Genomic DNA, 26,144 nt, shown 5'->3' on the forward strand with positions numbered 1-26,144 from the left:
ATTACCGAGCCAGCGCAAAGATCGCGTCGCAGTCGAGATGGGTCTCCAGCTCGGCTGCGACCTCGTCCAGCGCCCGCTCGACCTCGGCCCGGTAGTCGATGCCGCCGCCTTTGATGCCGAGGCTTTCGAGGAATCTCCCGCGAAAGCCGTCGGCGCCAAACAGGCCGTGCATATAGGTGCCGATCACCTTGCCGTCGGCCGACACCGCCCCGTCCTCGACACCATTGATGACAGCGGAAGGCCGCAGCGTATCCGGTCCGATGGTGCGGCCGAGGTGGATTTCGTAGCCTTCGAGCGGCAAGTCGAACGGCACCGAACGGGCGCTGACGTTGCGCACCGTCTTTTCCGGTTCCATCACCGTTTCGACGTCGAGCAGGCCGAGCCCTTCGGCTTCGATGACGCTGCCTTCGATGCCGTCAGGGTCGCGCACTGTGCGGCCGAGCATCTGGAAGCCGCCGCAGATACCAACGACATGGCCGCCGCGCTTGCGATGGGCCAGCAAGTCGCGATCCCAGCCGTTCTCGCGGAATTTCAGCAGATCGCCGATTGTCGACTTGGAGCCCGGAAGGACCACCAGCCCGGCATCGGCCGGCAGAGGCTTTCCCGGCGGCACGAACACCACCTCGACCTGCGGTTCGGCCTTGAGCGGGTCGAGATCGTCGAAATTGGCGATGCGGCCAAGCATCGGCACCGCCACCTTCAGCGCGCGTGCCTCGCCGGACGCCAACCGCTCCAGCACCACCGAATCCTCCGAAGGCAGGCGCGCCGCCGCCTTCAGCCACGGCACCACGCCGAAACATCGCCAACCCGTGAATGTCTCGATCGACTTCAGCCCATCGTCGAACAGCGAAATGTCGCCGCGGAACTTGTTGATGAGATAGCCGACGATCATGCGCCGGTCCTCCTCCGGCAGGATCAGATGCGTGCCGGCGACCGAAGCGATGACGCCGCCGCGATCGATGTCGCCGACCAGCACCACCGGCACGTCGGCGCGCGTGGCAAAGCCCATATTGGCGATGTCGCGGCTGCGCAGGTTGATCTCGGCCGGCGAACCCGCGCCCTCGACGATGACGAGATCGGCGCCCTCGCCGACCTTGCCCCAGGAGTCCAGAACGGCGTCCATCAACTGGCCCTTCATCGCCTGGTAATCACGCGCCCGCGCTTCTCCGAACATTTTGCCCTGCACGATGACCTGTGCGCCGACATCGGTCTGCGGCTTCAGCAGCACCGGGTTCATGTGGACCGAGGGTGCCACGCCGCAAGCGATCGCCTGCAGCCATTGCGCGCGGCCGATCTCGCCGCCGCCAGCTTTGTCGTCGGGAATATCGGCAACGGCGGCGTTGTTCGACATGTTCTGCGGCTTGAACGGCCGCACCTTCAACCCACGCTTCTTTGCCGCGCGGCAGAGGCCGGCGACCAGCACCGTCTTGCCGACGTCGGAACCCGTGCCTTGCAGCATGATCGCTCTGGCCATCAGTCCCTGCCCTGCGCCAAGGTTCCGGTGATATCGGATTTCTGCGCCAGCGGCCCGCCGCGCCAGATGTACAGCGCCAGCAATGGGTCTTGGCCGGTGCGCATGGCGTGATTGACGTTGGACGCGTGGTGGACGACCTCGCCGGCCGTGCGCATGCAAAAGCCGCTCTCGCCCATGCGCCATTCGGTACCGCCGGTCAGCGGAATGTAGATTTCCTCGGCAATGTGATGGTGGTCGGGATAGACGATATCAGGCCCAAGGATCAGCACGCCGGCGGCGACAGCGTCATTGACGAAGTGGCCTCGGGTGCCGAACACTTCCAGCCAGCCGTATTTATCGATGAACTCTTTTCCGAAATCCGCCTCGCTGTAGGTCTGCCCCCAGCGGAGATCGTTGCGCCGTTCAGCAAGCAGTTGCACCAGCGGCTTGGCATCCGACGGCGCCAACTCTGCGGCGCGATCAAGATGACGCAGGCAGTTGAGCGGATGCGGCTCCAGCGTGCGAGCCGGCATGTCCCAGCCAATGCGCGCCACGGCATCGCGCACCAAGGCGTGATCCACGGAGGAAAGGTATGCGCGGAACCGGCCCAGCAGTTCATCGAATTTTGTCGTCACATCTTGCTCCGGGCATGCATTGGTGCACAGCCGCTCCGCAGAGCGTCGGGTTGCGCGGCGGCATCATTGGTCTAGATTGGTGCGCGCGCAAAGCCAAAAACGACAGGCCAACAGGTCGAAGATTAGGGAGCACGCCATGGACGCCGCGGTCGATGCGAGCACCAGCCAGTTCGAACTTAACGAGGAGCAGCGCGCCATCCAGGAGATGGCGCAGGCCTTCGCCGCAGACCGTGTCGCGCCAAATGCGCTCGACTGGGACCGTAACAAGCATTTCCCGGCCGATGTGATCCGCGAGACCGGCCCGCTCGGCCTTGGCGGCATCTATATCAGGGACGATGTCGGTGGCTCGGCACTTGGCCGGCTCGACGCCGTGCTGATTTTCGAGGCGCTGTCGCACGCAGATCCGGCTTTTTCGTCGTTCATCTCCATCCACAATATGGTGGCGTCGATGATCGACCGTTTCGGCAATGACGAGCAGCGCCAGCGCTTCCTGCCGAAGCTCACCTCGATGGAATGGCTGGCCAGCTACTGCCTGACCGAGCCAGGCTCCGGCTCCGATGCCGCGGCGCTGAAAACGCGCGCGGTCAAGAGCGGCGGCGACTATGTCCTCAACGGCACCAAACAGTTCATCTCCGGCGCCGGCGACAGCGATGTCTATGCCGTCATGGTGCGCACCGGCGCGGACGGCCCGAAAGGCATTTCCACCATCGTCGTGCCCAGAGATGCGCCAGGCCTTTCCTTCGGCGCCAACGAGCACAAGATGGGCTGGCATATGCAGTCGACCCGCCAGGTCATCTTCGAGGATTGCAAGGTGCCGGCGGAGAACCTTTTGTCCGGCGAAGGTGCGGGTTTCGGCATCGCCATGGCCGGGCTCGACGGCGGCCGTCTGAACATCGCCGCTTGTTCGCTGGGCGGCGCGCAGTCGGCGCTCGACAAGGCGCTTTCCTACACCGCCGAGCGCAAGGCCTTCGGCTCGAAGATCAACCAGTTCCAGGCGCTGCAGTTCAGGCTGGCCGACATGGAGACCGAACTGCAGGCGGCGCGTATTTTCCTCTATGCCGCCGCCGCGAAGCTCGACCGCAAGGCGCCGGACGCCGGCAAATGGTCGGCGATGGCCAAGCGCCTCGTCACCGATACCGGCTTCAATGTCGCCAACGACGCACTGCAGCTGCTCGGCGGCTATGGCTACCTGCACGACTACGGCATCGAGAAGCTGGTGCGGGACCTGCGCGTGCACCAGATCCTCGAAGGCACCAACGAGATCATGCGCGTCATCATCGCGCGAGCATTAATTGGAAGGCAGTAGGCAGTAGGCAGTAGGCAGTGAGATGACCGGCAAGATCAATTCCTACAAGGATCTTATCGTGTGGCAGCAGGGGATGGATCTGGCTGTCGCCACCTATTCTTTGACCAAGGCATGGCCAAAAGAGGAATTGTATGGGTTGACCAGCCAAATCCGCCGTTCAGCAACCTCTATTCCTGCAAACATCGCCGAAGGTTATGGCCGAGACAACAGAGGTTCCTATCAGCAATTTCTGAGGATTGCCCAAGGCTCGCTGAAGGAATTCGAGACACACCTCCAGATCGCTGAACGCATTGGCCTTGCCACGCATGATCAAGCTAGTCAGTTGCTGACATCCACGGAGGGCATCGGCAAAATGCTTCGCCAGCTTATTTTCAAACTTGCACCCGAATAGACCCCTACTGCCTACTGCCTACTGCCTACTGCCTACTGCCTACTGCCTACTGCCTACTGCCTACTGCCTACTGTTAGCCCAAATCACGGAGCACCACTATGACGATCGCCTTCATCGGCCTAGGGAACATGGGCAATCCGATGGCCGCCAACCTGGTCAAGGCGGGGCATGCGGTGAATGGTTTCGACCTTGTGCCGGAGAACCTCAACGTCGCCAAAGAACAAGGCGTGACGATCATGGCGAATGCCTTGGCCGCGGTGAAGGATGCCGACGTGGTGATCACCATGTTGCCTGCGGGCAAGCATGTGCTGTCGGTCTATGAGGACATAGCGCCCAAGGCGAAAAAGGGCGCACTATTCATCGATTCCTCGACCATCGACGTCGAGTCAGCCCGCAAGGCCCATGCCGTCGCCAGGAAGCACGGGCTGTCGTCGATCGATGCACCGGTCTCGGGCGGCACTGGCGGTGCCGCGGCCGGCACGCTGACCTTCATGGCCGGAGGCTCCGATGACGCCTTTGCAACTGCCGAGCCGATCCTGAAGCCGATGGCCGGTCGCATCGTCCATTGCGGCGGCGATGGCGCCGGCCAGGCGGCAAAGATCTGCAACAACATGATCCTCGGCATTTCGATGATCGGTGTCGCCGAAGCCTTCGTGCTGGCGGAAAAGCTCGGCCTGTCACACCAGGCGCTGTTCGACGTCGCCTCGACCTCGTCCGGCCAGTGCTGGTCCTTGACCACCTACTGCCCGGTGCCCGGGCCGGTGCCGACTTCGCCCGCAAACAGGGACTACAACCCAGGATTTGCAGCGGCGCTGATGCTGAAAGACCTGAAATTGTCCCAGGAAGCCGCACAAGGTGCGGGTGCTGTAACGCCGCTTGGCGCCGAAGCAGCCCAGCTCTATGCCTTGTTCAACGCCCAGGGACATGGCGGGGTCGATTTCTCCGGCATAATTAATTTTCTCAGGGGTAACCCAGCGTAACCCCCGGATTTGCCGGATTTTTCCGGTTTCCTTGGGTAAAAAAGTGCAAATTTAGATTTGCTTAAGCTCTCGATAACTCCGCGGTAACGATGTCCCTATAAAACGGACTGCGAGGCGGACATATCTCATCCGCCCGGTGCTCCGGATCAGGTCTCGCGTACCGGAGCCCGTAAGTTTCGACAAGTGCCATAAGTTTCGCAAAGTGTTTGCGTAGCGAAGCGCCATGCGTATCTGGCAAAGCCGCGTTCCTGATGGAGCGCGGTTTTTGCATTTTGCCCTGCAGCACGTTTTGAGACATCGATAACCCGGAACTGTACTCCGGGATGCCTCACATGCGCCCGCGGGCGCCTTCCGGATCATAGGGCGAGTCGGCGATCACCTTGGCCGCGCGGCGCTCGCCGAGGATGGACACCTCGAGTTCGGTGCCGGGCGACACAAGTGCCAGGGGCAACAGCGCAAGTGCGATGTCGTGACCGAAAGTGTAGGAGTAGCCCGCCGAGGTGATGTGGCCGACGAGCTCGCCTTCGCGGTAGACGCCCTCGAAGGCGAACGCGCTCGCACCTTCGGTATCGATCGACAGCGTGGCGATCCGGCGTGTCACCTGCTTCTGTTTTGCGACCAGTGCGGCGCGGCCGATGAAGTCCCCTTTGTCGAGGCTGATGAATCGGTCGAGGCCGCTTTCCCAGGCTGACAATTCGGGGTTCATGTCGCGATACATGGCGCGGTAGGATTTATCGAGACGAAGCGATTCCAGCGCTTGAAGTCCGGCCAGCCTCAGCCCGTGTGCCTCTCCCGATGCCAGGAGCGCATCCAGCAAATGCCGCTGATAGCAGAGAGGATGATAGAGTTCCCATCCCAGTTCGCCCGAATAGTTGACGCGCAGGAGCCGTACGTCGCTGGCCATGCCGACGGTGCCGGACTGCACGCTGAACCATGGAAAGGCTTCATTGGAGAGGTCGATCTCCGTCAGCGGCTGCAATATGTCGCGCGCCTTCGGCCCAACCACCGTGAAGCTGCCGCGATCCTCCGTGACGTTGCGCAGATGCACGCTGCCGTCTTTCGGCAACAGCCGGCTGAGATCGTCAAGGTTCCAGCGCTCTGCGCGCGGCGTCGATATGAGATAGAACAGGTCGCTGTGCAGCCGCGCCACCACATACTCGGCCTGCACGCCGCCGGCTGGCGTCAGGTGATGGGCAAGACCGACACGACCGGAACGCGGCAGTCTGTTGGCCAGGATTCCGTCGAGCCAGTCCTTGGCGCCCGGCCCGCCGACCTCGAACTTGGTCATGGGAGTCATCTCGACCAGCCCAGCGGCCTGGCGGACAGCCTGAACCTCCGCGGCGACGTGGTTCCCTTTGGGGGTCCAGCGCCAGCTGTAGACATTGCGCGCTTCGACACCGGCAGGCGCAAACCAGCTCGGCATCTCCCAGCCGTTCAACACATCCCACACCGCGCCGAGCTGGCTTAGGTGATCATAGGACGGGGCCGTTTTCTGCGGTCGCGCCGCCGGCATGTCCTGGCCAGGATAGTGCTGTGCGGCGTGGGTGCCCCAGGCTTCCCGGACCTTTGCCCGGGTCCAGTTTTTGTTTGCATAGTGGCCGAACCGACGGGGATCCAGCTCCGCCGTGTCGATGCTGTTGCCACCCTCCACGATCCGTTCGGAGAGGTAATAGCCAATCGCACCACCCCAAAGGATGCCTCCCGGCACCCCTTCGGCGAGCCAGACATTCTCCAGGCCCCACGCCTGCCCCATCAGCGGCAGTTCATCGGCCGTCATCTGGAAAGGTCCTCGCACATTCCGCTTGATGCCGGCGCGTCCGAGCGCGGGGACCAGTTCGGTCGCGCGTTCCCAGTTCCAGGACACGGCATCGAAATCCTCATCGAGCAGATCGGCGCCGAACCATTCCGGGACGCCGTTTTCAGCGAACAGCTTGAGCTGCTCGGTGCGCTCATAGGGACCGAACATCAGCCCGTCGCCTTCTTCGCGCAGATAGCCCTCGTAACCCTCGTCCCTGAGGATCGGCATTTCCGGAAGACCAAGCCGCTTGCGTTCCACAATTTCGGGAACCGCCTCGGTGATCCAGTACTGATGCAGGATCGGGATCGCGGGAATGTCCAGGCCAAGCATGGCGCCGGTCTGGCGGGCGTAATTGCCTGTTGCAAGGATGACATGTTCACAGACGATCTCGCCGCGTGAGGTCTTGACCCTCCACTCGCCGCTCGGCATGCGTTCGAAGCCCACAACCTCGGTATCGAGATGGATCTTCGCGCCAAGGTCGCGTGCACCCTTGGCCATGGCCTGGGTGACATCGGCGGGTGCGATGTGGCCGTCATCGGGATGATAAAGGGCACCCAGCATGCTGTTGTTGTCGAGCAGCGGCCAGATTTCTCGCGCTTCCGTGGGCGATACGATCCGGGCCCGCACACCCTGGACCTCGGCGACGTCCATGTAGCTTCTGTACTCGTCCAGCCTGTCGCGCGTGTTGGCAATGCGCAGCTGGCCGCATTTGTGCCAGCCGACGTTCTGGCCCGTCTCCGCCTCCAGCCCCTCATAGATTTCGATCGACCTGGCGATCATGCGGCCGACATTGCGGCTGCGCGCGTAAGAAGGGATGAGCCCCGCGGCATGCCATGTCGACCCGGCCGTAAGCTGCGTTCGCTCCAGCAATGCCACATCGGTCCAGCCGCGCTTTGCCAGGCCGTAGAGAATGCCGGCACCCACACAGCCGCCACCAACCACGACCGCACGAAAGGAACTCACCATATGCGCGTGCCCTTGTATGAAATTGCCACCGGTCCACATGAACGCATGCGCATACTGTCAGACAGCATCCGGCTTTTCAGCATATTTCCTTGTCTGGAACGCAGCAGTGGTCACCCGCTTGTTGGGCCACAAAGCCGGCCGAACTGTCAGCCTTCGCGCCCGCGTTTAGGCTGCTTTTTTGCGTTTTGCCCCGCTATATTCCGATTGCAGCATTCGGGATCGGGACATGATCTTCGTTGATCAGCACGATCGGCGCATCGGTTCCCTCGACCCTGACCACCAGCAGGCGCAGGCTCCATGTGCCGGCTGTCCGGACAGCGGTCGAATAGGCCGTGCCCTTGCCGTTGGCGCCGTGGACCGGAATGCCGAACTGGGCATCGCCGGCCCCATTTGCATTGACGTTGAGATGGCCGCCGACCCAGAAACTGTCGGTCAAATCATCACCCAACGCCGCCTTGACGCGGTCGTCGGCGCGAAGCCTGTCCATCGTCATGTGGTAGGCATCGCTGCCTTTCAGGACGTAGGGAATGCTGCCGACCACCGTCGCGCAGCCGCCAATCCCGACCACCCAGACGGCAAGGCCGGCGATTGCCCAGTTGCGTTGCGTCTTGCGAAACTGTTCCGCGTCGCGCCAGGCGCGGTTCTGCCAGGCCCAGCGGCTGCCGCGTGCGCCCAGCACGATGATCATGATGATGTTGACGACAGGGATCAGCGCCAGTAACGCGATGAAAGTGCTGTTGCCGATGCCCCAGATCCAGTTGAGGAAGAAAGCGCCCCAGTTCCAGCGGTCGAGTTCGGCTGGAATTTCAGCCGGCTGGTTGAGCGGTTGTCCGGCCATCGTGTCCCCCATCGGTGACGTACCGACTGATTCTAGCGCATGAGCCCGTCAATGCGCAAAATCAAAGTTCTGCAACTTCTGTCAGGTCTTGTTGGACAGCCGGCGAAAATTCGCTTTCACGGCACGGCTTGCCGGCTTCAGCGCGGCGCTGATCGAGCGCTCCGTCGCGACCCCGTTGAACAGCGACGGCGTGCGGCCGGAAAAGATTTCCGGCCAAAACCGCGATGCCGATTGCAGGAAGGACATTTGCGCCGCAAACACGCCTTCGGCCATAGCGGCGGTCTTCTCGTTTACCGCACGCGCGGTCTCCGTGCTCCAAGGCTGGCTGCTCCCGCCATCCATGGCCATCAACGGCAGCCGCATCATCGCCACCAGCGGCGCCAGCATCAGGTCGCCGCCGATGATGGCCGCTTCTTGCGTCCGTCGGCTCTTGCCGGTCTTTCTCATGGAAACAAAACCCCTTGTCGCGGCCGAATCAGCCGCAGCCCCACACCTTACGCTCTAGAGGTAGAATCGTTTCCTAGTCACAGCATGTTCTCGAGGCCGGGCGCTCCTAGAACGCCCGGTCGAGGGTTCTATTCTACCGCTTGCGCAGGTCGGCTTGCGCCAGATCCAACGCCTTCGAGATGCGATCGCAGGCCATATCGATCGTATCACGGGTCCAGATCAACGGCGGCGACAGGATCATCGTGTCACCGGTAGCGCGCAGCATCATGCCGTGCGCGATGGCATGATCGCGCACGGTTACCGCCGCACTTCCAGCCGGCAGGAACCGCTCCTTGGTCGCCTTGTCCTTGACGATCTCGATTGCGCCCATCAGTCCGATCGAACGCACCTCGCCGACCAGATCATGTCCGGCAATGCGCTCCTGCAAGGCCTTGGCGAAATAAGGGCCGGTGTCGTTCCGGACGCGGTCGACCAGCCCTTCGCGTTCGATGATCTCGAGGTTCTTCAGCGCCACGGCGCAGGCCACCGGGTGGCCGGAATAGGTGTAGCCGTGATTGAACTCGCCGCCCTTCTCGACCAGCGTCGAGGCGATGCGGTCGCCGACCAGCAATGCCGACAGCGGTTGATAGCCCGAGGTCAGAGCCTTGGCGGTGGTGATCGTATCGGGCTCGATACCGAGCGTCTGGGCAGCGAACCACTCGCCGGTGCGGCCATAGCCGGTGATGACCTCGTCCAGCATCAGCAGGACATCGTATTTGCGGCAGATGCGCTGCACTTCCGGCCAGTAGCTCGCCGGCGGTATCTTCACGCCACCGGCCCCCATGACCGGCTCGCCGATAAAGGCGGCAACCTTGTCGGCGCCGGCTTCGAGGATCGCCTCCTCGACAGCCCCGGCCGCGCGCAGGCCGAAATCATGGTCGCTCTCTCCCGGCAGCGCCAGTTCATAGGCGTAGGGCATCATAACATGGACGATGTTGGGCACCGCACCGTTGAGCTGCTTGTGCATACCATCCATGCCGCCGAGCGAGGTGCCGGCAACGGTCGAGCCGTGATAGGCCATCTTGCGCGAGATGATGCGGTTCTTCTCCGGCTGGCCTTCCAGCACCCAATAGTGGCGCACGAGACGCAGTGCCGTGTCATTGGCCTCCGAGCCCGACGAACCATAGAACACCTGGTTGACGTGCTTCGGCGCGATCTCCGCCAACTTCTTGGACAGCAGCACCGGCGTCGGCGTCGAGCATTTGAAGAAGGAGTTGTAATAAGGCAGTTCCTTCATCTGGGCATAGGCGGCCTCGGCCAGCTCGTCACGGCCATAGCCGATGTTGACGCACCACAGCCCGGCCATGCCATCGAGGATTTCAGCCCCCTCGGAATCGTAGATGAAAGGGCCATTGGCATGGGTGATGATGCGCGACCCGGCCCCGCGCATTTCCTTATGGTCGGTGAACGGATGCAGATGATGCGCGGCGTCGATCTGCTGAAGCTGCTTCAGCGAATAATTCTGATAGGTCATGTCTGATCTTCCCTCTGGATTCTATCCGGCAAGCCGGGGCGAATGCTTCAGAGGCAGAGCGGTGGCGAATAGCCGATGCGGGCGCACAGCCGCAAAAGCTCGGCGCGCAGCGTACGCGGTGACGGCGTCACCGCGACCCGCAATGCGCGAGCCTCAAATGCGCCAACCAACATCCTGACGAGAGCCATGGCTGGCACCTTAGAGCAAAGGCTCGTCGAGGAGAACCACCCTTTGCTTGGACCATAACGGAATGAGTCTAGGCCTTGGCTGTCAGCGCCCTCTGCAGGAAGACATATTTCATCGCCGTCTGCGCCGCCTGCGGCCGGCGGTCGCCACGCCCGCCATGACCACCCTCGGTCTCCTCGAAGAACAGCGTCCTGGCATGGCCGGCTTCCTGCAGGCGGGCGGCCATCTTGCGCGCATGGCCGGGATGGACCCGATCGTCAGCGGTCGATGTGGTCAGGAGCACAGGCGGATAGGCGGCAGCGGCGTCGACATGCTGGTAGGGCGAGTAGGCTGAAAGCCACTTCGCGTCTTCGGGTTTCGACGGATCGCCATATTCGGCGATCCACGAGGCGCCAAGCGGCAATTCGGCGTAACGCAGCATGTCGAGCAGCGGCACCTCGATGATGACGGCGCCGAATAGCTCGGGATGCTGCGTCAAGGAAACGCCGGTCAGCAAGCCGCCATTCGAACCACCCTGGATGCCGAGTGAGCTTGCTGTCGCGATGCCGCGCTTGACGACGTCCTGCGCGACCGCTGCGAAATCATCGAATCCGTTTTGGCGATTGCCCTTGAGCGCCGCTTGATGCCAGGCCGGGCCGAACTCGCCGCCGCCGCGGATGCAGGCCTGCACATAGGCATTGCCCTTTTCCAGCCATAGCCTCCCGCGCACGCCGGCATAGCCGGGCAGCAGCGGCACTTCGAAACCGCCATAGCCGTAAAGCAGCGTCGGCACCGGCCCCTTCTGATCGCGCCGCCTGACGACAAAATAAGGGATCATCGTGCCGTCCTTGGAGCGCGCCTCGAACTGTTCCGAGATGAGCGGCGAGGCATCGAAACGCGCCGGCTGCGACTTCACGGTAGCGAGCGTCTCGCCATTGTCGTCAGACCAGATGATCGAACTCGGGGTCAGGAAATCGGTGAAGGAAAAGGACACGCTCGAGCCGAACTGCTCGGCATGGCTGATGCCGACATTGCCATTTTCGGGCAGCGCCACCGGTTTCAGCGACCAGTTGCCATCCTTGCGCTCGCAGACGACGACCTTGCCGCGCACATTGTCCATCAGGCTGATGAACAGCCGGTCCTGCGTGCGGGCCATGCCGGCGATGGACACGCGATATGCCGGCTCGAACAAGGTTTCGACAGATCCGAGCGCGCCGGTCTCGACCCAGTGCGCCAGATCCAGCGAATAGAGGCCGTCGGGCTTGCAAACCGTGCCGTCGGGCGCCGTCCATGGACTGCGCACGCCGAACACGAGCTGATCCCTGAATATTGCCGTATCGGTCATGTCGTCCGGTAGCGGCAGCTGTTTGTTTTCGCCGGAAGGCAGCCGAAGGAAGATGTGCGAAGCGAAGAAATTCAGCGTTCGAGCCAGGACCAGATAGCGTCTGTCACCGTCGTACTCGACAGCGGCACCAACGGCGAGATCCTCTTTCTGCGCCTCGAAGAACGGCGTCGCGTCTTCCAGGTTGGTACCGCGCTTCCACAGTTTTATGACTCGCGGATAGCCGGACTCGGTCTTGTCGGCCTCGTCGAAAGCGGCCGAAACGATGACGGTGTCCTTGTCCAGCCAGCTGAAGCCCGACTTGGAAGCGGGCGCACGAAACCCGCCCTCGACAAAGGACTTGGTCGCGATGTCGAATTCGCGCATCTCGCTGGCGTCGCCGCCATCCGGCGACATACTCACCAGGCAACGGTTGAAGTCCGGATAGAGTCGGCTTGCGCCGCCAAAAACCCATTTTATCCCCTCCTTCGCCGCAAGCTGGTCGAAGTCGATGATCGTTTCCCAGTCGGGCTTCTCGGTCTTGTAGGAAGCGACGGTCGTGCGGCGCCAGAGGCCGAGCACATTGGTCTTGTCCTGCCAGAAATTGTAGACATGGCCGGCTTTTGCCGCGCCGACCGCGATGTTGTCCTCGGCCGTCATCAGGTCGAGCGCGGTCTGGAACGACGCCTGATAGGACGGATCGCCCTGCAATTCGCCAACCGTGACCTCGTTCTGGCGATGTACCCAGTCCAATGACTGTTTGGCTGTCCTGTCCTCCAGCCAGAGGAAGGGATCGTTGGTCGAGGGGGTGGAATTCGGCGTCTGGGTGGCAGGCTTGGTCATCAGGTCTCCGATAAACGCGTTGCTTTGAAAAAGCCAACGCCGATAGGCCGTATCGATATTAACTATGCTCAGCGCACAATTGAGGCTTTCCGCCCACCAGCGAGGCTAGCAATAGCCAGCGCCAGGCACATCAAGCCAAGCGTGATCGGCAGACCTCTCGCGCCCATAACATCCATGGCGCCGCCCGCCAGCGGCGGCACGGCGATGCCGCCGACGCCCCACATCAAGGAAAAGGCCGCATTGCCGGCAACCAGTGCGGAACCGGTGAAGCGTTCGCCGAGCTCGATGATGGACATCGTGTAAATGCCGTAGGAAACCGCGCCCCAGACAAAGATCATCGGCCAGATCAGCGGCGACTCGATGAGAAGCGGAAGCAGGACGCAGCCGAGCACCGTGATCGCGACGCAGGCAAGCCGCACCAGGCGCGCGGAAAGCCTTTCTGCCAAAAGGCCGAGCGGCACCTGCATGGCGATATTGCCTGCAATCATCGCCGACAGCAGCGCCGACATGCGGGTCTCGGTGATGCCGTGATGGGTGCCATAGACAGGCAGCAACGCCAGCGCGCCCTGTTCGAAGCCGGCGGCGACTATGACGGCAAACAAAAGCAGCCACGCCAGCGGCATGAAACCCAGGACGGAAATCTGATGCCCGGTCTCGTCGACCCTGGGCAAGCGCGGCAGCACCAAGCCCAGGCAGATGCCGCACAGCACGAAGGCGGAGATGCCGACGAGGAAGGGCGGCCAGCCCTCGGTGCCGACTGCAAGCAGGCATAGCGGCCCGGCCGCGAAACCGGCCGAGATGATCGTCGAATAGACACCCATGACGCGCCCTCGCCGCGCCGGCGGCGCCAGCGCGATGACCCAGATCTCGCTCAGCACATAGAGCGGGTTGGTCACCACACCGATCAGGAAGCGCAGGGGAAACCACAGATAGACATTCTGCGTCCAGCCGATCAGCGCCAGCACGACAGCCGAAAGCGCCGCACAGGTAAGCGCTGTGCGCCCTGCCCCGAACCGGCGGGCCAGCGCCGGGATCAATGGCGACGACAGGATGAAACCAATCGGCGTCATGGCCGCCGACAGGCCGATCATCGCCGGCGAAACGCCCTGGCGCTGCAGGATGAAGCTCAGCAGCGGATAGGACAACCCTTGCGCGATGGCGAACACCGAGACGGTCGCGATCACACCGGTGATCGCCGCCCATTGCATCGTCTCGTCCTCGTTCGATTCAACCAAATTCATTGTGCGCACCGCTATCGAGGCTGCAGGATTAGCGATTGAGCAACGGTGGTAAGCCCCTGGCAGGCGAAAACCGCTTGCTCCAGACAATGCCTGTCAGGAGGTTGGGCCTGTCAGGAAGTTGGGCCTGTCAGGAAGTTGGGCCTGTCAGGAAGTTGGGCCGGTCAGGAGGTTGAGCTCGTCAGGAAGCTCGGCGCACGGACGACCGATACAGCGCGAACATCACCAGCACCGCGTCGAGGCCGGCGATCACGACCGGCAGCCCGAGCGGGCCGATGCCTTGCATGAGCACGCCGGCACCGGGTGGGCCGACGATGCCACCGACGCCCCACATCAGTGCAAAGGCAGCGTTGCCGGCGACCAGCACAGAGCCCTTGAACCGGCTGCCGAGTTCGACCAATGCCATGGTGTAGACGCCGTAACCGACCGCGCCCATCACCAGCAGCACGACCCAGATCAACGGCGTTGTGATCAGCAAAGGCAGCAAAAGCGCGCAAACGGTTGTTGCCAGCGCGCAGACGATGATCATGGCGCGGCCGCCAAAACGCTCCGCCAGAAGGCCGAGTGGTATCTGCAGCAGGATGTTGCCGAGGGAAAGCGCCATCACCAGCGAGGCCAGAACGGCTTCCGCCAGGCCATAGCTGGCGCCGAAGACCGGGACCAGCGCATAAGTGCTCTGCTGAACCGCCGCCGAGACAAGCACGGCAAGCAGCAGCGCAGGCGCCACCTTGGCAAAGCCGACAAGGCCGCTGGCAGGCTGGTCGTCATCCTCGAACCCGGTCAGCTTAGACGAGACCGCGTGCAGGATCACCGCGCAGAGCGCGAAACCGGCGACGCCGACCATGAAGGGCGCCCAGCCCGACGTACCGAGCAGGGTCAGCGCGAATGGTCCGGCGGCGTAGCCGGCGCCCATCAGCGTGTTGAACACGCCCATCACCCTGCCGCGCCGCGATGGCGGCGCCAGCGACAGTGCCCACACCTCGCCGAGGATGTAGAGCGGGTTGATGACGACGCCGATGATGAAGCGGATGACGAACCAGGCCACCCAGTCCTGCAGATAGCCGATACCCAGGAAGCAGAGCGCGCCGATCAGCGAGCAGCCGACCGCCAGATTGCGTGCACCGACAAGCCGCACAGCCGCGGGCACGAAAGAAGCCGAAAGGATCAGCCCGAGCGGCATCATCGCCGCCGACAAGCCGATCAGCGCTGGCGACATGCCTTGTTTCTGCATCAGCAGCGTGAACAGCGGCGAACTCAACCCCTGCGCCGCGCCGAACATCGCAAGTGCCGCGGTGACGCCGGCAAGCGCTGCCCACTGCGTTCCTGCTTCGCCTTCGTTCGAGCCGGTCGCAACCATGCTGCCATCCATGTGAATTGCTGGCCATCCGGCCGGCAAGCCCGAGTAGCTATCGGTTCGATCCAGGCAAAGGAAGGGCCGCCCGGCGAAATCCGCTTGCGCCAACGAGGCGGCGGGATCAGGCCGATGTCGTGGCCGCGCAACTGCCGTTCCGGCATGTCGCTTCCCTCGCCCTAGTGGTCGCCGCCTCCGCAATGGCTGGACAGCCGCCGGTCCATTATGCCGCCCGCTATCGCATCCTACGAGGACCATTCATGACCGCCGCCCTACAACCCTCAGAACCGGCATTGGCCACCGACCGCGCCCGTCGCGGCGGCCGCGCCGGAAAGCGCGCCGGCGGCTCGGCCGCGTTCGAGCAGCCGGCTTTCCGCCAGCTGAAAAACCCGCTGACGCCGACTAGGCTGGTCTCCGACGACGAGCTGGAATCGATCCACCTCGCCTCCCTGCGCGTGCTCAGGGAAATCGGCGTCGACGTGCTGCATGACGAGGCCCGCAGCATCATGAAGGCGCATGGCGCCGATGTGCGCGACGGCAGCGAGCGGGTGCGTTTCGACAGCGACATGATCCTCGAACTGGTGTCGCACTGCCCGTCGGAGTTCACCATCCATGCCCGCAATCCAGCGCACAATGTGCGCTTTGGCGGCAACAATGTGATCATCTCGATGATGGCGTCGGCGCCCAATTGCTCCGACATCGATCGCGGCCGCCGGCCCGGCAACCAGCAGGACTACCGCAATTTCTTAAAGCTCGCGCAGATGCACAACATCCTGAACTGCACGGGCGGCTACCCGGTCGAGCCGACCGATATCCATCCGTCCGTCCGCCACCTCGAATGCATCCGCGATCTCAGCGTGCTCACCGACAAGGTGTTCCACATCTATTCGCTCGGCAAGGAACGCAATGTCGACGGCATCGAGATCGCCAGGATCGCGCGCGGCATCAGCCACGAGCAGATGCTGGAAGAGCCGTCCGTCTTCACCATCATCAACACGAATTCGCCGCTCAAGCTCGACGTGCCGATGATGGAAGGCATCATCCAGATGTCGAGCAAGGGCCAGGTCGTCGTCGTGACGCCGTTCACCCTGTCGGGCGCCATGGCGCCTGTCACCATCGCCGGCGCACTGGTGCAGCAGAACGCCGAGGCGCTTGCCGGCATCGCCTTCGCCCAGATGGTGCGCAAGGGCGCACCCGTCGGCTATGGCGGCTTCACCTCCAATGTCGACATGAAGTCCGGTTCGCCGGCGTTCGGCACGCCGGAATACATGAAGGCGCAGCTCGTCGGCGGCCAGCTTGCCCGCCGCTACAACATTCCCTACCGCACCTCCAACACCTGCGCCGCCAACACGGTCGACGCGCAGGCGGCTTATGAAAGCGTGTTCTCGCTGTGGGGCGCCATCCAGGGCGGCGGCAATCTGATGATGCATGCCGCCGGCTGGCTCGAAGGCGGCCTGCGCTGCTCCTACGAGAAGACCATTTTGGACATCGACCTGCTGCAGATGGTGGCCGAATTCCTGACCCCACTCGATCTTTCCGACGAGGCACTCGGCTTCGACGCCATCCAGTCGGTCGGTCCCGGCGGCCATTTCTTCGGCACCCAGCACACGCAGGACCGCTACAAGACCGCCTTCTACTCGCCGATCCTGTCCGACTGGCGCAATTACGAGACCTGGGCGGAAGCCGGCTCGCCGACGGCGCTCGAAAAGGCCAACAAGGTCTGGAAGGAGCGGCTGGCGTCCTATGAGGAGCCTTACATGGACCCGGCCATCCGCGAGGAACTCAACGCCTTCGTCGCCAAGCGCCGGTCCGAAGGCGGCGCGCCGACCGATTTTTGATCGGCTCCCCGCCGACCACCCCATCTGATTCAGTTTACGCAAAAACGGACCTATCTTGATGAAATCTCACGTAAAAGCGGTTGTCATCGGCGGCGGCGTCGTCGGCTGCTCGGTTCTCTACCACCTGGCCAAGGCCGGCTGGACCGACATCATGCTGATCGAGCGCTCGGAGCTCACCTCCGGCTCGTCCTGGCACGCGGCGGGCGGCTTCCACACGCTGAACGGCGACCCCAACGTCGCCAAGCTGCAGGCCTATACGGTGCAGCTCTACAAGGAGATCGAGGAGATATCCGGCCAGTCCTGCTCGCTGCATTTGACCGGCGGCGTGATGATGGCCGACACGCCCGAGCGCATGGACTTCCTGCGCCTTGCCCATGCCAAGGGCCGCTATCTCGGCATGGACACCGAGCTGATCACCCCCTCCGAGGCCAAGGCGATGTTCCCGCTGATGGACGAGACCAATTTCGTCGGCGCCATGTGGGACCCGGTCGAAGGCCATCTCGACCCGTCCGGCACCACCATCGCCTACTCCAAGGCGGCGAAAAAACTCGGCGCCGAGATCGTGCTGCGCAACCGCGTCGTGGAACTGACACAGGAGGTCGACGGCACCTGGAACGTCGTCACCGAACAAGGCACGGTGAAGGCCGAGCATGTCGTCAATTGCGGCGGCCTGTGGGCGCGCGAGATCGGCCGCATGGTCGGCGTCGAACTGCCGGTGCTGGCCATGGAGCACATGTATCTGCTGACCGAGCCGATGCCGGAGGTCGAGGAATTCAACAAGTCGACGGGCCGCGAGATGATCGGCGTGCTCGACTTCAAGGGCGAGATCTACACCCGCCAGGAGCGCAACGGCATCCTGCTCGGCACCTATGAAAAAGCCTGCAAGCCGTGGTCGCCGGTCAACACGCCGTGGGATTTCGGCCATGAATTGTTGCCGCCGGACCTCGATCGCATCGCGCCGTCGCTGGAAATTGGCTTCAAGCATTTCCCCGGCATCGAGAAAGCCGGCATCAAGCAGATCATCAACGGCCCCTTCACCTTCGCTCTCGACGGCAACCCGCTGGTCGGCCCGGTGCAGGGCCTGACCAATTTTTGGTGCGCCTGCGCCGTCATGGCCGGCTTCAGCCAGGGCGGCGGCGTCGGCCTCGCACTGTCGAACTGGATGGTGCACGGCGACCCCGGCTTCGACGTCTGGGGCATGGATGTCACCCGCTTCGGCGAATGGGCCGGCCTGCGCTACACCAACGCCAAGGTGCGCGAAAACTATTCGCGCCGCTTCTCCATCCGCTTCCCCAATGAGGAACTCCCGGCAGCACGCCCGGCGCAGACGACACCGCTCTACGACACGATGCTGGCCAACAATGCCGTCATGGGCGACAGCTGGGGACTTGAGACGCCGCTCTGGTTCGCACCTGAAGGCAAGGAACCCAGGGATATCGTCTCCTTCCACCGCTCCAACGATTTTGGGCCGATCGGCGAGGAAGTGCGCGCCACGCGTGAGCGTGTCGGTGTCACCGAGATCGCCAATTTTGCCAAATACGAAGTCTCGGGACCCGCAGCCGAGGATTTCCTCAACCGGCTGATGACCAACCGCATGCCGAAGACCCGCCGCATCGTGCTGACGCCGATGCTCAACGAATTCAGCAAGCTGATTGGCGACTTCACCATCGCCAAGGCGGCAGAAGACCGCTTCATGATCTGGGGTTCCTCGGCGGCGCAGAAATACCACATGCGCTGGTTCGAGAAGCATCTACCGAAGGACGGAACGGTGCGCATCCACCGCTTCGACCAGACGCTGGTCGGCCTGTCGATCGCAGGGCCGAAGTCACGTGACTTGCTGCAGAAATTGGTCGATGTCGATGTCTCGACAAAAGCCTTCCGCTTCATGGATTTCCGCGAGATGGCGGTTGGCGGGGCGCCTTGCATGGTCAACCGCATCACCTACACCGGCGACCTCGGCTATGAAATCTGGATGGCACCGGCCTACGAGCGCCTGGTTTACAAAGCGATCAAAAACGCAGGCGAGGAATTCGGCCTTGTCGATTTCGGCATGCGCGCGCTGCTCTCCATGCGCCTCGAAAAGAATTTTCCGACCTGGTTCCGCGAGTTGCGGCCGATCTATGGACCGTTCGAAGGCGCGATGGACCGCTTCATCAAGCTCGAGAAGAACGACTTCATCGGCCGCGAGGCCGCTGCCAAGGAACAGGCCGAGGGGCCAAAGCTGCGCCGCGTCTCCTTCATCGTCGATGCCACCGACGCCGATGTCATGGGCGATGAGCCGATCTGGGCCAAGGTCAGCAAGGACTATGGCACGGTTGAAAAGCCGCATGGTTATGGCGCGCCCCGCTTCGACGAGGGCGGCAAGGAAATACGTGGCTCCAAGGCTACCGAAGGCGCTTCCGCCGTGCGGGGTATCGTCGACGGTGACTGGCGCGTGGTCGGCTGGGTCACGTCAGGCGGCTATGCGCATTATGTGCAGAAGTCGATGGCGCAGGGCTACGTCCCCGCAGCGCTTGCCGAGGACGAAAGTGCCGGGCTGTTCGAGATCGAGATCCTCGGTCACCGGCGCCCGGCCCGCATCAATGTCGAAGCGCCCTTCGATCCGAGCGGCGAGAAGATGCGGACCTGAGTTTCGACCATGGACAACGCGGGGCCGAAGGGCAGCTTTGGCCGGCATCGCAAGATCATGCCGTTCGAAGCCGACTCGATCGAAGCCTTGCGCGACGCCTCCCGCCAGAAGGCGGCTTCGCTCAACCAGCATGTGCTGGGCTACGGTGCGCAGGCCGAGGCTGAATGGGCCGCGGCGGGCATTGCCGCGCCCGATCTGGCGGCGATGCGCCAATACCGGCTGGAGCGCATCCGCGCCGAGCTGAGGCGCCGCGGCTATGCCGGCGCCGTGCTCTACGATCCCGTCAACATCCGCTACGCCACAGACAGCACCAACATGCAGCTATGGGTGGCGCACAACCCGACGCGGCATTGCTTTGTCGCCGCGGAGGGGCCGGTGGTGCTGTTCGACTATTTCTCCTGCGAGCATTTGTCCGATCATTCCGGCGTCGTCGACGAAGTGCGACCGGCAGTGTCGTGGATGTATCTCTATGGCGGTGAGTTGACCGAGCAAAAGGTCCGCCGCTGGGCCGCAGGAATAGCCGATCTGGTGAAAGAGCATGGCGGCGGCAACAGCCGCATCGCCGTCGACCATATCAATCCGGAAGGCGTCGAGGAGCTGGCTCGCCTCGGCATTTCCATCGGCAATGGCGAAGCGTTGATGGAGAACGCGCGGCTGATCAAATCACCCGACGAGATCCTCGCCATGCGCCGCGCGATCGTCGCCTGCGAGGCGGCGATGGGCGAGATGGAACAAGCGCTGAAGCCGGGGACTTCCGAAAACGAATTGTGGGCGGAACTGCACCGCGGCAACATCGCGCGCGGCGGCGAATGGATCGAGACGCGACTGCTGACGTCAGGCCCGCGCACCAATCCGTGGTTCCAGGAATGCTCGTCGCGCAAGATCGAGGCTGGCGATCTCGTCGCCTTCGACACCGACCTGATCGGCCCCTACGGCTTCTGCGCCGACCTGTCGCGCACATGGCTGTGCGGCGATGGAAAGCCGACCAGCGAACAGCGCGACCTGTTCCGCATCGCTGCCGACCAGATCGGGCACAACACGGCACTGATGCAGCCAGGCATCTCGTTTCGCGACCTCGTCGAACGCTCGGCGGTGCCGCCCGGCGACTGCTTCCCGACGCGCTACGGCGTGCTCTATCACGGCGTCGGCCTGGCCGATGAATACCCGACCTTGCCGCATGCCAGCGACTGGACATCGGACACTCCGGACGGCGTGCTGGAACCGGGCATGGTGCTGTGCGTGGAAAGCTATATCGGCAGGCTTGGCGGGCGCGAAGGCGTCAAGATCGAGGAACAGATACTGATCACCGAGACGGGCAACGAACAGCTCTCAACCTACCCGTTGGATAAGAGACTGCTCGGCTAGCCCGGCAATGGCCTCGCGCAACGCCCCAACCGTCTTTTCCGGTGTCCCTGCGGCGGTGATGTAGGGCAGGCCTTTGCGCCGTCCGGTCCAGCCAACGACCGCCACCCTTTTCGCCGCCGGCTCGAAACGCTGCGCCAGTGCCCAGCTCTTGCAGTCGATGGCCGCTATATCGGCCTTGCCCTCTGCAATTGCGACGATCGAGGAACGGTGCCCACCGCTTTCGCTGCGCGAGGCAAAGAGGTCAAGGCTCTCGCCCATCGCCTCCAGGTCGCGCGTCAAACCGAGGAACCCCGACATCGAATCGAGGCTGTTGAAGGTGAAGCGCTTGCCGCGGATCCGATCTAGTGGGATCAGCGGGCTGCCGTCATTGGGCGAGGCAACCGACGGCGCGCCATCCGCCAGCATGACGATGGCGCTGGAATAGAGCTCGCCCTGCCCGCCTTCGTAGGCGTCGTAGCTTGGCTGGGCAACCACCTGCACATGCCTGGACAGGCCGAGTTCCATCGGCCCCCAGCAGGTCTGCGCGAACAGCAGCGCCGGGTGCAGCCACAGTCTGTGAAAATCGAGTTCGTCCGGCGGCAATGTCACTGGGTCGGGTGCGATCAATGCACCGGCAGCATCACGAATACCGCCCGGCACCGGCGGCAGGTCTCCATTGCGCCGCACGATGGTTTGCGGTGCGTCGATACCCTTTTGCCGAAACACGTCGCGCAACAGCATCCATTGCGCGTCGACCTCGCCGCGCATTTCGGGCCAGTCATACATCGGCAACGCCGCAACCAATTCACTCATGCCGATATCAAATCATCATGTCTGGAAAAATGATCGCAAAAACGCGGCGCCCAATCAGAATTGGCCGACACGGATTCCGGGTAGACCGGAATTATTCCTTCGGCGGCTCCGCGGGAACCGGCGCACTGCCGAGTCCGCTGATGCTGCGCGCCCTGATGCGCGGCTTGAAGGCCCTGCCCGGCTCGGCTTGACGCCGCAGCACCGGGTGCACGATCGGCTCCTTCGCCTTGAACGCATAGGCTTTGATCAGCGCGAAATAGTTGGGATAGGCATAGCCATTGTTCATCCGCAGCCATTCCTCACGGCGGTCGCGAAACAGCTTGGGCAGCTTGTACCAGGCCACGGTCGGGGTCTTGTGATGGACGAAGTGCAAATTGTTGTTGAGGAACAGGAACGACAGCGGCGAGCGCTCGACGATGACCGTGCGGCCTTCCGGATGTTCCGACCATTGATGCTCGGCGAAAGTACGGATCGAGATCAGCGACTGGCCGAGCCAGACCGGCACCAGAATGTAAAGCCACAGCGGGATGCCGAAGCCGAACTGCACGATCGGCATCACGACGGCAAGGCCGATCGCATGCAGCAGCCAGGCCTTGCGGATCGCCTTGTCACCGGCGATCACCTGCTTGGCATCGTCGATGAAGAAGCCGACGCAGGACAGCCACGGGCCAAGCACGAAGCGGCCGGCCATGGTGTTGTTGATCTTGAGCAGGAATTTCATCGTCGGCGGCAGTTCGTCGTGCTGCCAGAGCGCCTGATAATAGCTTTCCGGATCGTCCAGCGGGTCCGTCAGCCGCTCGTCGGCGTGGTGGCGCAGATGAATGGTCCTGAAGCGGCGGAATGGCCAGACCAGACCGATCGGCAGGAACACGAAGGCTTCATTGACCCGCGCGTTGCGTGTCGGATGCCCGTGCAGCACTTCGTGCATGATCGACGATTGCAATGCGGCGGTCAAAGCCAGGATGGCGAGCGCCAGGACGGGGTAGGATGGCCAGAGCAGGAAACCGGTGGCGAGCCAAGTTGCGTAGCAGAAGAAGGCGAGTACCACGGTCGGCCACTCTATGGCCGGTGCGCTGTGTCGCCTGATGCTCTTGCTCGTCATGCTATCGACCACTGCCCCTCAGTCGCCGGAGCCCCAATTGGCTCCTGACAACATTGTGTCAGGAGAAGTGATTCCACTCAACGAGACAAAGTACACAAACTGTTGCGATTGCGCATTTTTGACCGCACTTGTTACACATTGTAAACAGGCTTATGGATTCATTTACGCCTGAGGTGCGCTCGGAAGCGATTCGGCGCAAATTTTTCCTCAATCGAGGTGGAGCACGGACATGGACAAGCGCGACCTGTCGACGATCTTCCGCGAGCGCCTGAAAACACTCTTGACACGCTCCGACCTGAACCAGTCGGCCTTCGCGACTGCGGTCGGCATCGACCGTTCGGCGCTGTCGCAGCTGCTGTCGGGCGCCTCGACGCGTCTGCCCCGAGCGGAAACGCTGCTCAACATCGCCGCCGAGTTCAAGGTGTCGCTCGATTGGCTTCTCGGCCTCAGCCAGGACGAGGGCCTCACCGGCGAAATCCGCGAGAGCCTGGAGATCGAGGAGGCACCGGACGGCTTCGACCGCACGCTGCTGGCCAAATGGCATGCCGAGGCGGCCGGCACCAAGATCCGCTACGTACCGGCCGGCATTCCCGACCTTCTGCGCACCGAAGCATTGGTCGACTACGAAGCCGGCATCACCAACAAGAGCCGCCTCGCCCAGGCCGGCGAAACGCAATACCGCATCGACTACAACAGGCGGCCGGAAACCGACATGGAAGTCTGCATGCCTCGCCATACGCTGGAGATTTTCGCCCGCGGCCTGGGTGTCTGGGATCGTTTCCCGGAAGCCGACCGCCGCGCCCAATTGCTGCACATGGCGACGCTGCTCGACGACCTCTACCCCACCTTCCGGCTGTTTCTCTATGACGGGCGGATTCGCTATTCCATCCCCTACACCATCTTCGGTCCCTATCGCGCCGCCATTTATGTCGGCGACATGTATCTGGTGCTCAACGCCACCCAGCCGATCCAGACGCTGATCCAGCATTTTGACAATTTGATCCGCGCCGCCGACATCAACGCGCACGAGGCGTCCGGCTTCGCGCACAGGCTGGCCGGCATGTCGTTCCCAACAGGCACTGTCTGATCTCTGGCAATCATGGTCCTCTGGTGGAGCCTCGTCCCGGCCACGCCATTTCCATTTTTGAAGGACAGCTCATGCCCGATCCGCGCCGCATCGTCGTTCCACCCCAGTCGGGCCGCGCCATCCGCGTCTCACGAGGCGACCTCATCCGCATCATCGATCCCAAAGGACAGCAGGTTTCCGATCTCTGGGCTTTCAGCACCGACCCGGCGCTTGACTGGCTGAGCACCTCGCAGACCCGTGACATCACCGAGCGGCTTTTTCCCGCAATCGGCGACAGTTTCTTCAGTGCCGCCGCCAAGCCGATGCTGACGCTGGTCGAAGATGGCTCGCCGGGTCCGCACGACATGCTTTACCCCGCTTGCGACAGCGCGCTTTATGAGCGCGCCGGATTTCCCAATCATCCGAACTGCCGGGACAATCTGATGCAGGCGCTGGCCACAGAGGGCATATCGCTGCCTTTCGCCCCCGATCCGGTCGATCTCTTTCAGAACTCCTTGCCGGAACCCGACGGTCGGCTGGTGGTTTCCGCGTCGATCAACCCGCCGGGCGGCTATGTGACGTTGCGCGCCGAACAGGACCTCCTGCTGGTGGTCACCGCCTGCTCGGTCGACCATCACCCGACCAATGGCGGCATCTGCACCGAGATCCACGTCGAGATCACCCCCGGATCGTGAGGAAAGGGCTCCATCTGGCCGAGCGGTCGCGGCAAAATCATTGACTACACATAAAGACTTCTTTATATCCTTATTCGAATTCGAAACATGAAAGCCAATCCGATGACGACCACCAACCCGATCGATACGCTGCTGGCTGAAAAGGGCGTGCTGCTAGCCGATGGCGCCACCGGCACAAACCTGTTCGCCATGGGGCTGGAGGCGGGCGAGGCGCCAGAGCTGCTCAACGAGACGGCGCCCGACACCATCACCAGCCTGCATCAGAATTTCGTCGATGCCGGCGCCGACATCATCCTCACCAACTCGTTCGGCGGCACCCGTCACCGCTTGAAGCTGCACCATGCGCAGGATCGCGTGCACGCGTTGAACAAACGCGCCGCTGAGCTTGCGCGTGCGGTCGCCGGCAGGGCCGGCCGCAAGGTCATCGTCGCCGGCTCGGTCGGCCCGACCGGCGAATTGCTGGTGCCGCTGGGCGCCATGACCTATGACGAGGCGGTCGACGCCTTCGCCGAGCAGATCGAAGGCCTCAAGGAAGGCGGCGCCGAAGTCGCCTGGATCGAGACGATGTCGGCTCCAGACGAGATTCGCGCCGCCGCCGAGGCTGCCATCCGCGTTGGCCTGCCCTACACCTACACCGGTTCCTTCGACACCGCCGGCCGCACCATGATGGGCCTGCTGCCCAGGGATATTCACGGCGTCACCGACGGGCTGTCGCAGGCGCCGCTCGGCGTTGGCGCCAATTGCGGCGTTGGCGCGTCCGACATCCTGGCCTCGCTGCTCGACATGACCGAGGCGAAGCCGGAGGCGACGGTGATCGTCAAGGGCAATTGCGGCATTCCCGAATTCCGCGGCACCGAAATCCATTATTCCGGCACGCCAGAACTGATGGCCGATTATGTGCGCCTCGCCGTCGATGGCGGCGCCAAGATTATCGGCGGCTGCTGCGGCACCTCGTTCCAGCACCTTGCCGCCATGCGCAAGGCGCTCGACGCGCACACCAAGTCGGATCGTCCAACGGTTGCGGCGATCGTCGAGCGCATTGGTCCGATGCGCAACAAGGTCGCGACGGAAAACACCGCCGAGACCAGCGAAGCCCGCCGCGAGCGCCGCCGCAGCCGGGCCTGACCTCATCGATTTCGGTTATTCGCTGTTGTCGGCGTAGCTCGACTGCGCCGACTTGAAGTCGACCACATTGTCGCCGCGCATCGTCATCAGCGCGCCCGAAGCGCTGGGGTCGGTGATCTGTTCCAGCATGATGCGGAAGCGGTCGTTGGTCAGCGCCGACAGGGCGGTGTGGCGCGCCTGTGCGACATCGTCACTGATACGCCTGGATTCCGATGATGGGGCCGATGAAACCGCCGAGGCGTCTGGCGCCGGGGGTATCGAGTTGGCGATAGTCCTGATCTGCAATT

At 63.0% G+C, this 26,144-nt stretch carries 22 protein-coding genes; 9 read left to right on the plus strand and 13 right to left on the minus strand.

The window, feature by feature from the left end; translation table 11 throughout:
- Position 1: 1 nt before the first annotated feature.
- Both AC0L24_RS17235 and AC0L24_RS17240 read right to left on the minus strand, forming a co-directional pair.
- Entirely contained in the window at positions 2–1,474 is a 1,473-nt protein-coding gene (locus AC0L24_RS17235; protein ID WP_127810218.1) for a cobyric acid synthase, read from the minus strand.
- Positions 1,474–2,088: a dimethylsulfonioproprionate lyase family protein gene (locus tag AC0L24_RS17240; RefSeq protein ID WP_127810217.1), complete on the minus strand. Its 615-nt coding sequence runs from the start codon at positions 2,086–2,088 to the stop codon at positions 1,474–1,476. The genes AC0L24_RS17235 and AC0L24_RS17240 overlap by 1 nt, the downstream gene beginning before the upstream one ends.
- 136 nt (positions 2,089–2,224) lie before the next feature.
- On the opposite strand from AC0L24_RS17240, the gene AC0L24_RS17245 reads away from it, so the two are divergent.
- The 3 genes from AC0L24_RS17245 to mmsB all read left to right on the plus strand — a co-directional run bounded on the left by AC0L24_RS17245 (position 2,225) and on the right by mmsB (position 4,765).
- On the plus strand, positions 2,225–3,394 hold the full coding sequence (locus AC0L24_RS17245) for an isobutyryl-CoA dehydrogenase (RefSeq protein WP_127810216.1): 1,170 nt from the start codon (positions 2,225–2,227) through the stop codon (positions 3,392–3,394).
- A 22-nt stretch (positions 3,395–3,416) separates the two neighbouring features.
- Positions 3,417–3,785: a four helix bundle protein gene (locus tag AC0L24_RS17250; protein ID WP_127271453.1), complete on the plus strand. Its 369-nt coding sequence runs from the start codon at positions 3,417–3,419 to the stop codon at positions 3,783–3,785.
- A gap of 98 nt (positions 3,786–3,883) precedes the next feature.
- The gene (gene mmsB, locus AC0L24_RS17255) at positions 3,884–4,765 is read left to right on the plus strand and encodes a 3-hydroxyisobutyrate dehydrogenase (RefSeq protein WP_127810215.1); all 882 of its coding nucleotides are present in this window, start codon (positions 3,884–3,886) and stop codon (positions 4,763–4,765) included.
- 328 nt (positions 4,766–5,093) lie between these two features.
- Here the strand turns inward: mmsB and AC0L24_RS17260 are convergent, their stop codons facing one another.
- The 8 genes from AC0L24_RS17260 to AC0L24_RS17295 form a co-directional block, all read right to left on the minus strand.
- A complete protein-coding gene (locus AC0L24_RS17260) occupies positions 5,094–7,529 on the minus strand; it encodes a GcvT family protein (protein WP_473563998.1) in 2,436 nt (811 codons plus the stop codon).
- Between the two features lie 193 nt (positions 7,530–7,722).
- Complete coding sequence (locus tag AC0L24_RS17265; RefSeq protein ID WP_127810213.1) at positions 7,723–8,367, minus strand: cytochrome c oxidase assembly factor Coa1 family protein; 645 nt, start codon at positions 8,365–8,367, stop codon at positions 7,723–7,725.
- An 81-nt stretch (positions 8,368–8,448) separates the two neighbouring features.
- On the minus strand, positions 8,449–8,814 hold the full coding sequence (locus tag AC0L24_RS17270) for a hypothetical protein (RefSeq protein ID WP_127330251.1): 366 nt from the start codon (positions 8,812–8,814) through the stop codon (positions 8,449–8,451).
- Positions 8,815–8,947: 133 nt separating this feature from the next.
- On the minus strand, positions 8,948–10,327 hold the full coding sequence (locus tag AC0L24_RS17275; RefSeq protein WP_127268234.1) for an aspartate aminotransferase family protein: 1,380 nt from the start codon (positions 10,325–10,327) through the stop codon (positions 8,948–8,950).
- A gap of 47 nt (positions 10,328–10,374) precedes the next feature.
- Entirely contained in the window at positions 10,375–10,515 is a 141-nt protein-coding gene (locus tag AC0L24_RS17280; protein WP_127268233.1) for a capsid protein, read from the minus strand.
- Between the two features lie 68 nt (positions 10,516–10,583).
- A complete protein-coding gene (locus tag AC0L24_RS17285) occupies positions 10,584–12,656 on the minus strand; it encodes a prolyl oligopeptidase family serine peptidase (RefSeq protein WP_473563999.1) in 2,073 nt (690 codons plus the stop codon).
- A gap of 68 nt (positions 12,657–12,724) precedes the next feature.
- On the minus strand, positions 12,725–13,897 hold the full coding sequence (locus AC0L24_RS17290; protein ID WP_127810211.1) for an MFS transporter: 1,173 nt from the start codon (positions 13,895–13,897) through the stop codon (positions 12,725–12,727).
- Between the two features lie 178 nt (positions 13,898–14,075).
- On the minus strand, positions 14,076–15,251 hold the full coding sequence (locus AC0L24_RS17295) for an MFS transporter (RefSeq protein WP_127268230.1): 1,176 nt from the start codon (positions 15,249–15,251) through the stop codon (positions 14,076–14,078).
- A gap of 254 nt (positions 15,252–15,505) precedes the next feature.
- On the opposite strand from AC0L24_RS17295, the gene AC0L24_RS17300 reads away from it, so the two are divergent.
- From AC0L24_RS17300 to AC0L24_RS17310, 3 genes are read left to right on the plus strand one after another with little or no spacing between them, the layout of a single operon-like run.
- Entirely contained in the window at positions 15,506–17,083 is a 1,578-nt protein-coding gene (locus tag AC0L24_RS17300) for a trimethylamine methyltransferase family protein (RefSeq protein WP_127810210.1), read from the plus strand.
- 58 nt (positions 17,084–17,141) lie between these two features.
- Entirely contained in the window at positions 17,142–19,712 is a 2,571-nt protein-coding gene (locus AC0L24_RS17305) for a GcvT family protein (RefSeq protein WP_473564000.1), read from the plus strand.
- A 9-nt stretch (positions 19,713–19,721) separates the two neighbouring features.
- Complete coding sequence (locus AC0L24_RS17310; protein ID WP_128364325.1) at positions 19,722–21,077, plus strand: M24 family metallopeptidase; 1,356 nt, start codon at positions 19,722–19,724, stop codon at positions 21,075–21,077.
- Here the strand turns inward: AC0L24_RS17310 and AC0L24_RS17315 are convergent.
- A complete protein-coding gene (locus AC0L24_RS17315) occupies positions 21,042–21,869 on the minus strand; it encodes a phosphate/phosphite/phosphonate ABC transporter substrate-binding protein (protein WP_128364326.1) in 828 nt (275 codons plus the stop codon). The two genes, AC0L24_RS17310 and AC0L24_RS17315, sit on opposite strands and share 36 nt — an antisense overlap.
- Before the next feature lie 91 nt (positions 21,870–21,960).
- Positions 21,961–22,971: a fatty acid desaturase gene (locus AC0L24_RS17320; RefSeq protein WP_473564001.1), complete on the minus strand. Its 1,011-nt coding sequence runs from the start codon at positions 22,969–22,971 to the stop codon at positions 21,961–21,963.
- 229 nt (positions 22,972–23,200) lie between these two features.
- On the opposite strand from AC0L24_RS17320, the gene AC0L24_RS17325 reads away from it, so the two are divergent.
- The 3 genes from AC0L24_RS17325 to bmt all read left to right on the plus strand — a co-directional run bounded on the left by AC0L24_RS17325 (position 23,201) and on the right by bmt (position 25,857).
- Positions 23,201–24,058, plus strand: a complete 858-nt coding sequence (locus AC0L24_RS17325) for a helix-turn-helix domain-containing protein (RefSeq protein ID WP_127267834.1) — start codon at positions 23,201–23,203, stop codon at positions 24,056–24,058.
- 71 nt (positions 24,059–24,129) lie between these two features.
- Complete coding sequence (locus AC0L24_RS17330; protein WP_127810184.1) at positions 24,130–24,732, plus strand: DUF1989 domain-containing protein; 603 nt, start codon at positions 24,130–24,132, stop codon at positions 24,730–24,732.
- Positions 24,733–24,834: 102 nt separating this feature from the next.
- Entirely contained in the window at positions 24,835–25,857 is a 1,023-nt protein-coding gene (bmt, locus tag AC0L24_RS17335) for a betaine--homocysteine S-methyltransferase (protein ID WP_473564050.1), read from the plus strand.
- A gap of 15 nt (positions 25,858–25,872) precedes the next feature.
- Here the strand turns inward: bmt and AC0L24_RS17340 are convergent, their stop codons facing one another.
- Positions 25,873–26,142 carry a hypothetical protein gene (locus AC0L24_RS17340; protein WP_023812294.1) on the minus strand — a complete coding sequence of 90 codons (270 nt, stop codon included), beginning with the start codon at positions 26,140–26,142 and terminating at the stop codon, positions 25,873–25,875.
- Between the last annotated feature and the right edge of the window lie 2 nt (positions 26,143–26,144).

The organism is Mesorhizobium sp. WSM4809 (assembly GCF_055811655.1).

What these genes read in the sequence shown, in the direction of transcription:
- mmsB (WP_127810215.1), top strand. Translation starts at nt 3,884, where the DNA reads ATGACGATCGCCTTCATCGGCCTAGGGAACATGGGCAATCCGATGGCC.
- AC0L24_RS17285 (WP_473563999.1), bottom strand. Translation starts at nt 12,656, where the DNA reads ATGACCAAGCCTGCCACCCAGACGCCGAATTCCACCCCCTCGACCAAC.
- AC0L24_RS17310 (WP_128364325.1), top strand. Translation starts at nt 19,722, where the DNA reads ATGGACAACGCGGGGCCGAAGGGCAGCTTTGGCCGGCATCGCAAGATC.
- AC0L24_RS17325 (WP_127267834.1), top strand. Translation starts at nt 23,201, where the DNA reads ATGGACAAGCGCGACCTGTCGACGATCTTCCGCGAGCGCCTGAAAACA.
- AC0L24_RS17280 (WP_127268233.1), bottom strand. Translation starts at nt 10,515, where the DNA reads ATGGCTCTCGTCAGGATGTTGGTTGGCGCATTTGAGGCTCGCGCATTG.
- AC0L24_RS17320 (WP_473564001.1), bottom strand. Translation starts at nt 22,971, where the DNA reads ATGACGAGCAAGAGCATCAGGCGACACAGCGCACCGGCCATAGAGTGG.
- AC0L24_RS17245 (WP_127810216.1), top strand. Translation starts at nt 2,225, where the DNA reads ATGGACGCCGCGGTCGATGCGAGCACCAGCCAGTTCGAACTTAACGAG.
- bmt (WP_473564050.1), top strand. Translation starts at nt 24,835, where the DNA reads ATGACGACCACCAACCCGATCGATACGCTGCTGGCTGAAAAGGGCGTG.
- AC0L24_RS17300 (WP_127810210.1), top strand. Translation starts at nt 15,506, where the DNA reads ATGACCGCCGCCCTACAACCCTCAGAACCGGCATTGGCCACCGACCGC.
- AC0L24_RS17275 (WP_127268234.1), bottom strand. Translation starts at nt 10,327, where the DNA reads ATGACCTATCAGAATTATTCGCTGAAGCAGCTTCAGCAGATCGACGCC.
- AC0L24_RS17330 (WP_127810184.1), top strand. Translation starts at nt 24,130, where the DNA reads ATGCCCGATCCGCGCCGCATCGTCGTTCCACCCCAGTCGGGCCGCGCC.
- AC0L24_RS17305 (WP_473564000.1), top strand. Translation starts at nt 17,142, where the DNA reads ATGAAATCTCACGTAAAAGCGGTTGTCATCGGCGGCGGCGTCGTCGGC.
- AC0L24_RS17270 (WP_127330251.1), bottom strand. Translation starts at nt 8,814, where the DNA reads ATGAGAAAGACCGGCAAGAGCCGACGGACGCAAGAAGCGGCCATCATC.
- AC0L24_RS17295 (WP_127268230.1), bottom strand. Translation starts at nt 15,251, where the DNA reads ATGGTTGCGACCGGCTCGAACGAAGGCGAAGCAGGAACGCAGTGGGCA.
- AC0L24_RS17315 (WP_128364326.1), bottom strand. Translation starts at nt 21,869, where the DNA reads ATGAGTGAATTGGTTGCGGCGTTGCCGATGTATGACTGGCCCGAAATG.
- AC0L24_RS17235 (WP_127810218.1), bottom strand. Translation starts at nt 1,474, where the DNA reads ATGGCCAGAGCGATCATGCTGCAAGGCACGGGTTCCGACGTCGGCAAG.
- AC0L24_RS17290 (WP_127810211.1), bottom strand. Translation starts at nt 13,897, where the DNA reads ATGAATTTGGTTGAATCGAACGAGGACGAGACGATGCAATGGGCGGCG.
- AC0L24_RS17265 (WP_127810213.1), bottom strand. Translation starts at nt 8,367, where the DNA reads ATGGCCGGACAACCGCTCAACCAGCCGGCTGAAATTCCAGCCGAACTC.
- AC0L24_RS17250 (WP_127271453.1), top strand. Translation starts at nt 3,417, where the DNA reads ATGACCGGCAAGATCAATTCCTACAAGGATCTTATCGTGTGGCAGCAG.
- AC0L24_RS17260 (WP_473563998.1), bottom strand. Translation starts at nt 7,529, where the DNA reads ATGGTGAGTTCCTTTCGTGCGGTCGTGGTTGGTGGCGGCTGTGTGGGT.